Annotated in this window: 9 protein-coding genes and 2 pseudogenes; 6 read left to right on the top strand and 5 right to left on the bottom strand. The window is 62.0% G+C overall.

The annotated features are described in order from the left end of the window. Positions 1-217 (top strand): annotated as a pseudogene (locus tag AC1DIN_RS29715) (ABC transporter substrate-binding protein); the annotation flags it as partial. Positions 218-726: 509 nt separating this feature from the next. Here AC1DIN_RS29715 and AC1DIN_RS29710 read toward each other — a convergent pair. The 4 genes from AC1DIN_RS29710 to AC1DIN_RS29695 form a co-directional block, all read right to left on the bottom strand. Continuing rightward, positions 727-960: a hypothetical protein gene (locus tag AC1DIN_RS29710; RefSeq protein WP_476812334.1), complete on the bottom strand. Its 234-nt coding sequence runs from the start codon at positions 958-960 to the stop codon at positions 727-729. 117 nt (positions 961-1,077) lie between these two features. Next, positions 1,078-1,287 carry a cold-shock protein gene (locus AC1DIN_RS29705; RefSeq protein ID WP_441473197.1) on the bottom strand — a complete coding sequence of 70 codons (210 nt, stop codon included), beginning with the start codon at positions 1,285-1,287 and terminating at the stop codon, positions 1,078-1,080. Between the two features lie 442 nt (positions 1,288-1,729). Then, positions 1,730-2,023 carry a DUF982 domain-containing protein gene (locus AC1DIN_RS29700; protein ID WP_476812336.1) on the bottom strand — a complete coding sequence of 98 codons (294 nt, stop codon included), beginning with the start codon at positions 2,021-2,023 and terminating at the stop codon, positions 1,730-1,732. Positions 2,024-2,197: 174 nt separating this feature from the next. After that, on the bottom strand, positions 2,198-2,467 hold the full coding sequence (locus AC1DIN_RS29695) for an usg protein (RefSeq protein WP_199090198.1): 270 nt from the start codon (positions 2,465-2,467) through the stop codon (positions 2,198-2,200). Between the two features lie 262 nt (positions 2,468-2,729). On the opposite strand from AC1DIN_RS29695, the gene groES reads away from it, so the two are divergent. From groES to htpG, 4 genes are all read left to right on the top strand, one after another. Continuing rightward, a complete protein-coding gene (gene groES / locus AC1DIN_RS29690; RefSeq protein ID WP_476812333.1) occupies positions 2,730-3,044 on the top strand; it encodes a co-chaperone GroES in 315 nt (104 codons plus the stop codon). A gap of 58 nt (positions 3,045-3,102) precedes the next feature. Next, entirely contained in the window at positions 3,103-4,728 is a 1,626-nt protein-coding gene (gene groL, locus AC1DIN_RS29685; RefSeq protein ID WP_476812332.1) for a chaperonin GroEL, read from the top strand. A 139-nt stretch (positions 4,729-4,867) separates the two neighbouring features. Next, positions 4,868-5,122 (top strand): hypothetical protein, encoded by a 255-nt coding sequence (locus AC1DIN_RS29680; RefSeq protein WP_476812331.1) that lies wholly within the window; start codon positions 4,868-4,870, stop codon positions 5,120-5,122. Next, positions 5,119-7,002, top strand: a complete 1,884-nt coding sequence (gene htpG, locus AC1DIN_RS29675; protein WP_476812330.1) for a molecular chaperone HtpG — start codon at positions 5,119-5,121, stop codon at positions 7,000-7,002. Before AC1DIN_RS29680 ends, htpG begins: the two co-directional genes overlap by 4 nt. A gap of 233 nt (positions 7,003-7,235) precedes the next feature. Here htpG and AC1DIN_RS29670 read toward each other — a convergent pair whose 3' ends face one another. Beyond that, on the bottom strand, positions 7,236-7,472 hold the full coding sequence (locus AC1DIN_RS29670; protein WP_476812335.1) for a TOBE domain-containing protein: 237 nt from the start codon (positions 7,470-7,472) through the stop codon (positions 7,236-7,238). 29 nt (positions 7,473-7,501) lie between these two features. Between AC1DIN_RS29670 and AC1DIN_RS29665 the strand changes: the two are divergent. Further along, positions 7,502-7,698: pseudogene (locus AC1DIN_RS29665) on the top strand (SMP-30/gluconolactonase/LRE family protein); the annotation flags it as partial.

The following is a 7,698-nucleotide window of genomic DNA, read 5'->3' as shown; positions in this document are numbered from 1 at the left end:
CGCCAAGATGCGCGAATTGCCGATCGAGGACGACGTCGTCCGCAACGCCAAGCTGCGTGTGGACGGTCGCATGGTCCATGATTTCTATGTCTTCCGCGCCAAGCAGCCATCGGAAGCGAAAAGCGAATGGGATCTCTACGATCTCGTCGCCACGATTCCGGGTGACCAGGCTTTCCGCCCCCTGAGTGAAAGCGCCTGTCCGGCGATCAAACGCTAAGACAAAAGACCGGTGTCGCCGCGGGATTCTCCGGGTGCGCCTCTCGCGGCAGGTGACGTGCGGTTCGAGTTACGGCGTTGCAAGACCAAGTGCGTGCCCCCGCGCGAATGCCCGCTTTCGGGCAGCGGCTCAATGTCTGGTTGTTGCGCGAGGCGAGCGCTACTCCCGCAGCATTTAATAGAATAATGCGGTTGCGGCATCCCTAGAGGGGGAGGTGCCATGGATATTCAAGCGTAGAGGGGTCGCAGTCGGCGCCGATTGTGGCCCTCTTCGAATGCAGATAACTTCTTATGTTCAATAATTTAGGAGCCGCGTGAGGCAGAGACATGCGTCGATGCAGAATCACATCCGAGGACGATGAGAGGCGTCGGATGAGCTTCGACCGCCAATGACCGAAGCGAAGTGCTTCGCCAGCTACAGCCAAGACGGACGATCGCGAAACACTTTGCTGTCGCGATTCAGACCATCGGCGGGCTCTGAATTCTCAGATCAGCGAGTGGGATCTAGGGCTATTTGAAGCCAGGACGCCGCCGCGACTTCGTATTGATCTGCGCTGCGAGCCCGGCCTGTTTAACATTGGCGTCCCTCGCCAAACGGAGTCCGCGCAGTTTATGCATGTTCTCCTCGCGCTGCTGGGTCATTTTCTCCGTTTCGGACATAATCCTGGCGTGAGAGAGCGCCCGCGTTTGGATCTTCAGGAACTGATTGTCGGCGGTTAAGCGCTGCTTTGAAAGTTCGAACACTATGATTTCCATTCGCAGTTAGGTTGAAAACAAAAAGGCCGAGCAAGTGCCCGGCCTTTCGAGTGGCTATAGTCGCTGGTGCCAGTACATCCGTGGTCAACGGCGACGATTGCCAAATCACGCAGTCTGGAGCTGTTCCGCGGCCATCTTGCCGGACCGGTTGTCGCGAGCGACTTCGTATCCAAGCTTCTGGCCTTCCTGCAGGTCCCGCATCCCAGCTCGTTCGACGGCGGAGATGTGCACGAACACATCCTGGCCGCCGTCATCCGGCTGGATGAAGCCGAAACCCTTGGTGGAATTGAACCATTTCACTGTGCCGGTGGTCATGAGAAACCCTCCTTTTGGCAAGACCTGTCGCTCGCCGACAGAATGTTCGACGAGTTCAGAACGATTTCGAAAGGGGGGAGTTTATCAGAGCCGCGCCAAAGCGCGAAAATAACAACGGCCGTCCAAGCAATCTCGATAAAGACACAAATAACTCAGGTCACCGATTGCGTCAAGATAATTATCATAAATACGATTTTTATCTTTGTGCTCATGATTTCAACTACCTGCTCGCGGAACATTTTTAGCGAGAATTCTGTCAATTCTCTGCCATATCCGGCCGGAATCGGCGGGCCCTTGAAAGTGGACGACGCTGTCTGGCTGCCCGGAAGCCAGGGGTAATCCAACGGCTAACACCCGGCCCACAACGCTCAGTGGGCCGGGGCGAAGTCGTGTCCCCGCTCGATGAATAACCCGGCCCGCTCGCGCCGGGCCGGGCGCGTCGTCAGGCCCTGCCCCGTGAGCCTTCCCTTCGGCTTCCCATGAACGCAGCCACGTCGGGCGCGAGAAGGTCGTGCCTTTCCGCCCATGAGGCGAATAAGCCCCGCGCCGTTTCCGGTTCGATCTCGCCGCGGATCGCCGCCAGGCAGGCTTTCAAAGCAAAGCCATGGACCGGATCGCGCCTGCTCACCGGCCAGTCGGCCAGGAACATGTAGGCCTCCATCGCCGACGCAATCGCCGCCGGGTGCCCGAGACCGGTCAGGATAACAACCGGTCTCTTAAAGTCGTCAGATGTCATCATGCAGTCCTCCCGGGGCGGGGAGCGAGTGCCAACGTTGCCATAGCCATATCCTCCTGGAAGTAACATGGATCCGGTTTGGTTGATCGCCGCGTCGAGCGCGCTGTCACTGTCGGCGGCTGCCATGATTTTGGGATGCGCTCGCCCCGGATCAAGCCCGCCGCAGCATCGACGTTACTGGAGTCGGAATTCGCCGCTCACCGCGCTGAGGTCGGCCGGGCCGATCAGGTCCTTATGAGCGACGGTGATGCGGAAGAGTTTGCCCTCGAGCTTGGCCTGCCAGAAGGCAAGGAACTTGTTCAGTTCGGGAAAGCGCGGGGCGAGGTCGTAGTCCTGCCAGATGTATTCCTGCAGGATCGAAGGGTGGTCGGGCAAGCGGTAGAGGATCCCGGCGGTGGTCAATCCGTAGCCGGCGATCTGGCGGGCGAAGTCCGTCGAAGCCATTCCTTTCAGCTCCCTGGTTTCACTGCGCCGATGGCAGCGCGTTTCCAACGTCTTGGCAAGCTGAAAGGTTGCGTTTGCGCCGCCTTTTCAGCCTGTTAGCACTCAGTCAAAAAAAGTGCTGCCGGCCTCTTGAAGGCAAAAATCGGGCAACCCAAATCATCGCGCGGGCACGGCGCCTCAGGGGCGCGCGGAACCTCGCCGCGAGACCCGCACAGGGCCGGCCCGCTTTGACATGTGACCGACATGGAAATTGGAGGAACTCATGAAGTTTCGGCCACTGCATGACCGCGTCGTCGTGAAGCGCATCGACGCCGAGGAGAAGACCAGGGGCGGGATCATCATTCCCGACACTGCCAAGGAAAAGCCGCAGGAGGGCGAGGTCGTCGCTGTCGGCGCCGGCGCGCGCGACGAGACCGGCAAGCTCGTGCCGCTCGACGTCAAGGTTGGCGACCGCGTGCTCTTTGGCAAATGGAGCGGCACCGAGGTCAAGATCGATGGCCAGGATCTCCTGATCATGAAGGAGTCCGACATCATGGGCGTCGTCGAGACGGCTGCTGCCCTCAAGAAGGCCGCCTGACGGGGCCTTCATCCCATCTCATCAACCTGAAACCTCAAGTCTGAAGGAGTGAGGAATCATGGCTGCGAAGGACGTGAAGTTTTCGCAGGACGCGCGCGAGCGGATGCTGCGCGGCGTCGACACGTTGGCCAATGCCGTGAAGGTCACGCTGGGTCCGAAGGGCCGCAACGTCGTGATCGAGAAGTCGTTCGGCGCCCCGCGCATCACCAAGGACGGCGTCACCGTCGCAAAGGAGATCGAGCTTTCCGACAAGTTCGAGAACATGGGCGCCCATATGGTCCGCGAGGTGGCGTCGAAGCAGAACGACGCGGCCGGTGACGGCACCACGACCGCCACGGTCCTGGCCCAGGCGATCGTCCGCGAGGGGGCCAAGGCGGTGGCCGCCGGCATCAATCCGATGGATTTGAAGCGCGGCATCGATCTCGCCGTGGAGGCGGTGACGAAGTCGCTCGGCGAGCATTCCAAGACCATCACCGGCTCGGAGGAGGTCGCGCAGGTCGGCACCATCTCCGCCAATGGCGACCGAACGATCGGCGAGATGATCGCCGAGGCGATGAAGAAGGTGGGCAACGAGGGTGTCATCACCGTCGAGGAAGCCAAGACCGCCGAAACCGAACTCGACGTTGTCGAAGGCATGCAGTTCGATCGCGGCTATCTTTCGCCCTATTTCGTGACCAACACCGAGAAGATGGTCGCGGAGCTGGAAGACCCGTACATCCTGATCCACGAGAAGAAGCTCTCGGGTCTCCAGACGATGCTGCCGCTGCTGGAAGCGGTGGTGCAGACCGGCAAGCCCCTGCTGATCGTGGCGGAGGACGTCGAGGGCGAGGCTCTCGCCACTCTCGTCGTCAACAAGCTTCGTGGCGGCCTCAAGATCGCAGCCGTCAAGGCTCCGGGCTTCGGCGATCGCCGCAAGGCCATGCTGGAGGATATAGCGATCCTGACCGGCGGCACCGCCATCAGCGAGGATCTCGGTATCAAGCTGGAGAATGTTACGCTCGACATGCTCGGCCGTGCCAAGAAGGTCCGGATCGAGAAGGAGAACACCACCATCGTCGACGGCGCCGGCAAGAAGGCGGAGATCGACGCCCGGGTCGCCCAGATCAAGGCGCAGATCGAGGAGACCACCTCGGACTACGACCGTGAGAAGCTCCAGGAGCGTCTGGCCAAGCTCGCCGGCGGCGTCGCGGTCATCCGCGTCGGCGGCGCGACCGAGGTCGAGGTCAAGGAGAAGAAGGATCGCGTCGATGATGCCCTGAACGCGACCCGCGCCGCGGTGGAAGAAGGCATCCTGCCGGGCGGCGGCGTCGCCCTGCTGCGCGCGGTCAAGGCGCTCGAAGGGCTCGTGCCCGGCAATGACGACCAGAGGACCGGCGTCGAGATCGTCCGCAAGGCGATCACCGCTCCGGCCCGCCAGATCGTCGAGAATGCCGGCGGCGATGGCGCCGTCGTGGTCGGCAAGCTGCTGGAGTCGCAGGACTACGCCTGGGGCTACAATGCCCAGACCGGCGAATACGGCGATCTGGTCAAGGCCGGCATCATCGACCCGACCAAGGTCGTCCGCACGGCGATCCAGGATGCGGCGTCGGTCGCAGGCCTGCTGATCACCACCGAGGCGATGATCGCGGAGCTTCCGAAGAAGGATCCGGCGCCGGCATTGCCTGCCGGTGGCATGGACTATTGAGCATCGAGGGCGCCGCGACGCCGCGGCGCCCTCTCTCAAGGTCTCTTGGCATGAGGTATCGATCGGTTTCGCGAGAAAGCCTAGGCGATAGGCCTCGGGAACGCTCGTAGATTCATCTCCATCCCATTTGGCATACGACATGACCGATGCCCCGCAGGAAGCTAAGGACATCTCACCTTCTGACCGCTTCAAGGTCCTCATCACCAATGCCGAAAGCGCGACATATGGATTGAAGGATAACCTCTTGGCCGTCATGACACGGGATGGATCGGCAACCTGGCAGACGGTCGCCGCTCACATCGAGTCCCAATTGCCCGGCGCGGGAGAGTTCGCTACCGCGCGATTAAACGCCATACTCGCCTTGATCAGGACCCTATCCGGAAAATCCGAATGACAACGACCGCCACAGCCGAGCATCGCAGCTTCGAAGCCGACGTCTCCCGCTTGCTGCACATGATGGTGCATTCGGTCTATTCCGACCGCGACGTTTTTCTCCGCGAGCTGATATCGAACGCAGCCGACGCCTGCGAGAAGCTGCGCTACGAGGCGATTGGCAAGCCCGAGCTGCTCGGCGAAGAGCCGAAGCTCGCGATCACCATTCTCGCAGATCCGGAGGCTGGCAAGCTGACCATCGCCGACAATGGCATCGGCATGAGCCATGACGAGATGATCGAGGCTCTCGGCACGATCGCGCGCTCGGGCACGCGCAGCTTCATGGAGCGCGTCGCGGCGGCGGAAGGCAAAGACGGCGCACAGCTCATAGGCCAGTTCGGTGTCGGCTTCTACTCGTCCTTCATGGTCGCCACCAAGGTCGAGGTCGTCAGCCGCCGCGCCGATAGCGCGGAAGCCTGGACCTGGTCATCCGACGGTAAGGGTGAGTTCACGGTGGCGCCCGCGGCGTTGGAGGAGGCTCCGGTCCGCGGGACGCGGGTGATGCTCCATCTGATGGACGATGCCAAGACCTACGCCGAGCGCTGGACTTTGGAGCGCGTCGTCAAGGAGCAGTCCGGCCATGTGCCCGTCCCGATTTCCTTGATCGCGGAGCCGGGAGCCGAACCAGTCTCCCTCTCCGACGGGGCCGCACTCTGGGCCAAGCCGAAGAGCGAGATCACCAAGGACGAGTACGCCGACTTCTACCGCAGCGTTGCGGGGCAATATGACGAGCCGGCGGCCACAATCCATTTCCGCGCGGAAGGCTTGCACGAGTATACCGCGCTCGCCTTCGTCCCGGGCGCACGCCCGTTCGATCTCTTCGACGCCGACCGCAAGGGCAGGATAAAGCTCTACGTAAAGCGCGTCTTCATCACGGACGAGGCCGAGCTCCTTCCGCGCTATCTGCGTTTCGTGCGCGGCATCGTCGATACAGCCGACCTGCCGCTCAACGTCTCTCGCGAGATGATCCAGAACAGCCCGCTGCTCGGCGCAATCAAGAAGGGCGTCACCAACCGCGTGCTTTCCGATCTCGGGAAGCTGGCCGATCAGGATCCGGAAACCTTCCGACCGATCTGGGAGAACTTCGGCGCTGTGATCAAGGAAGGACTCTACGAGGATTTCGAGCGCCGGACACAGCTTCTCGGTCTCGCTCGCTTCCGCACGACGGCTTCCGGCGAGGGCTGGCGGAGTCTCAAGGATTACGTCGGCGCCCTGAAAGAAAACCAGACGGCCATCTACTACATCGCCGGTGACGATGCCTCACGGATCGCAGCCTCGCCGCAGCTCGAAGGCTTCCGTGCGCGCGGTATCGAAGTGATGCTACTGTCGGATCCGATCGACAGCTTCTGGGCCTCGGCCGCCCCGGACTTCGAGGGCAAGCCTTTGAAGTCTGTGACGCAGGGCGCTGCTGATCTCGGTCTTATCCCGCTGCTCGATGGCTCGGCCTCTCCTTCTGCTGAGACGAGCGAAGAGATCGGCGCGCTGCTTGCGTCGATGAAGGAGACCTTGGCCGACGAGGTTGCGGATGTCCGGACCTCCGATCGGCTCACTGACAGCGCGGTCTGCCTCGTGGCGTCGGACAAGGGGCCGGATCGCCAGTTCGAACGCCTGCTCAGCGCCGCCGGCCGAGTAGACAGCGCGGCCAAGCCGATCCTCGAGGTCAACCCGCGCCATGCGATGGTCGCGGCTCTCGCGTCTATCGAAGACGGTGCCCTGCGCGCTGACATCGCCCATCTTCTTGTCGACACCGCCCGCATCCTGGACGGCGAACGCCCTGTCGATGCGAGCGGCTTCGCCAAGCGGCTGAGTCGAGCGGTCGCGAGAAGCCTCGGCAAAGGCTGAGCGGCGAAGCAGGAAGCCACTGTGTTTCACGCCCCATGGGGCAGAATGCTGAGCCGAATATGCGACCCGGAAAACGGGTCGCACATACTTTATTCGGTCTTGCAACGCGGCGAGGCGGGCGGCGCTAAGCGTGCCTGGCTAAGCCTCGTTCGCCGATGCGAGTGTCCGCCAGGACTCGTTCCAGCAGATGACAACGGTTTGAGCCTGCCAGCAACTGCCGGATCGCATAAGACTTACTGGCTCCCATCAAACCAACGCATTGCGTTAGCCCTGATCGCGAGGTTTGCAGCAGCGCCCGGAGACAAGCCGCGTAGTGTGTCCGGCGGCACGGAGGCAACAAGCGTACTTCCGTCAGTCAATCTGCCATGCAGATTGGCGATGGAGCCTTGATAGGAAATTTGCTCGACCGTCGTCTTCAGCGTGTTTGCTTGGCCGGCATCGGTGACCGAAACGGCCTCGGGGCGAAGCAGAACCTCTCCTGATCACGCCGGAAGGTGAATTGCGCATCTTGCTTGACGACGATCGCGGCAGCGCGGCCGGCAAGGCGTTCCTCGCCGCCTTCGCCCGCGACGAGGCGACGCCGGAATTGATGCTCGCCTGCGGTGGCACGATCGCGCCCTGGTGCGCCAGCATCACCTTCKGCGGCCCGGACCTGAAGACGGTCTATGTCGGCAGCCTGAAGGGCTCGCGCATTCC

This window comes from Allobosea sp. 05T438, from assembly GCF_056396025.1.
The sequence above is the reverse complement of the archived record's forward strand: the minus strand, read 5'-3'. Positions and strand labels throughout refer to the sequence as shown.

Bases quoted from the DNA above. Each gene is read 5' to 3' on its own strand.
- AC1DIN_RS29705 (WP_441473197.1), bottom strand. From the start codon at position 1,287: ATGACCACCGGCACAGTGAAATGGTTCAATTCCACCAAGGGTTTCGGC.
- AC1DIN_RS29700 (WP_476812336.1), bottom strand. From the start codon at position 2,023: ATGACATCTGACGACTTTAAGAGACCGGTTGTTATCCTGACCGGTCTC.
- AC1DIN_RS29695 (WP_199090198.1), bottom strand. From the start codon at position 2,467: ATGGCTTCGACGGACTTCGCCCGCCAGATCGCCGGCTACGGATTGACC.
- groES (WP_476812333.1), top strand. From the start codon at position 2,730: ATGAAGTTTCGGCCACTGCATGACCGCGTCGTCGTGAAGCGCATCGAC.
- groL (WP_476812332.1), top strand. From the start codon at position 3,103: ATGGCTGCGAAGGACGTGAAGTTTTCGCAGGACGCGCGCGAGCGGATG.
- AC1DIN_RS29680 (WP_476812331.1), top strand. From the start codon at position 4,868: ATGACCGATGCCCCGCAGGAAGCTAAGGACATCTCACCTTCTGACCGC.
- htpG (WP_476812330.1), top strand. From the start codon at position 5,119: ATGACAACGACCGCCACAGCCGAGCATCGCAGCTTCGAAGCCGACGTC.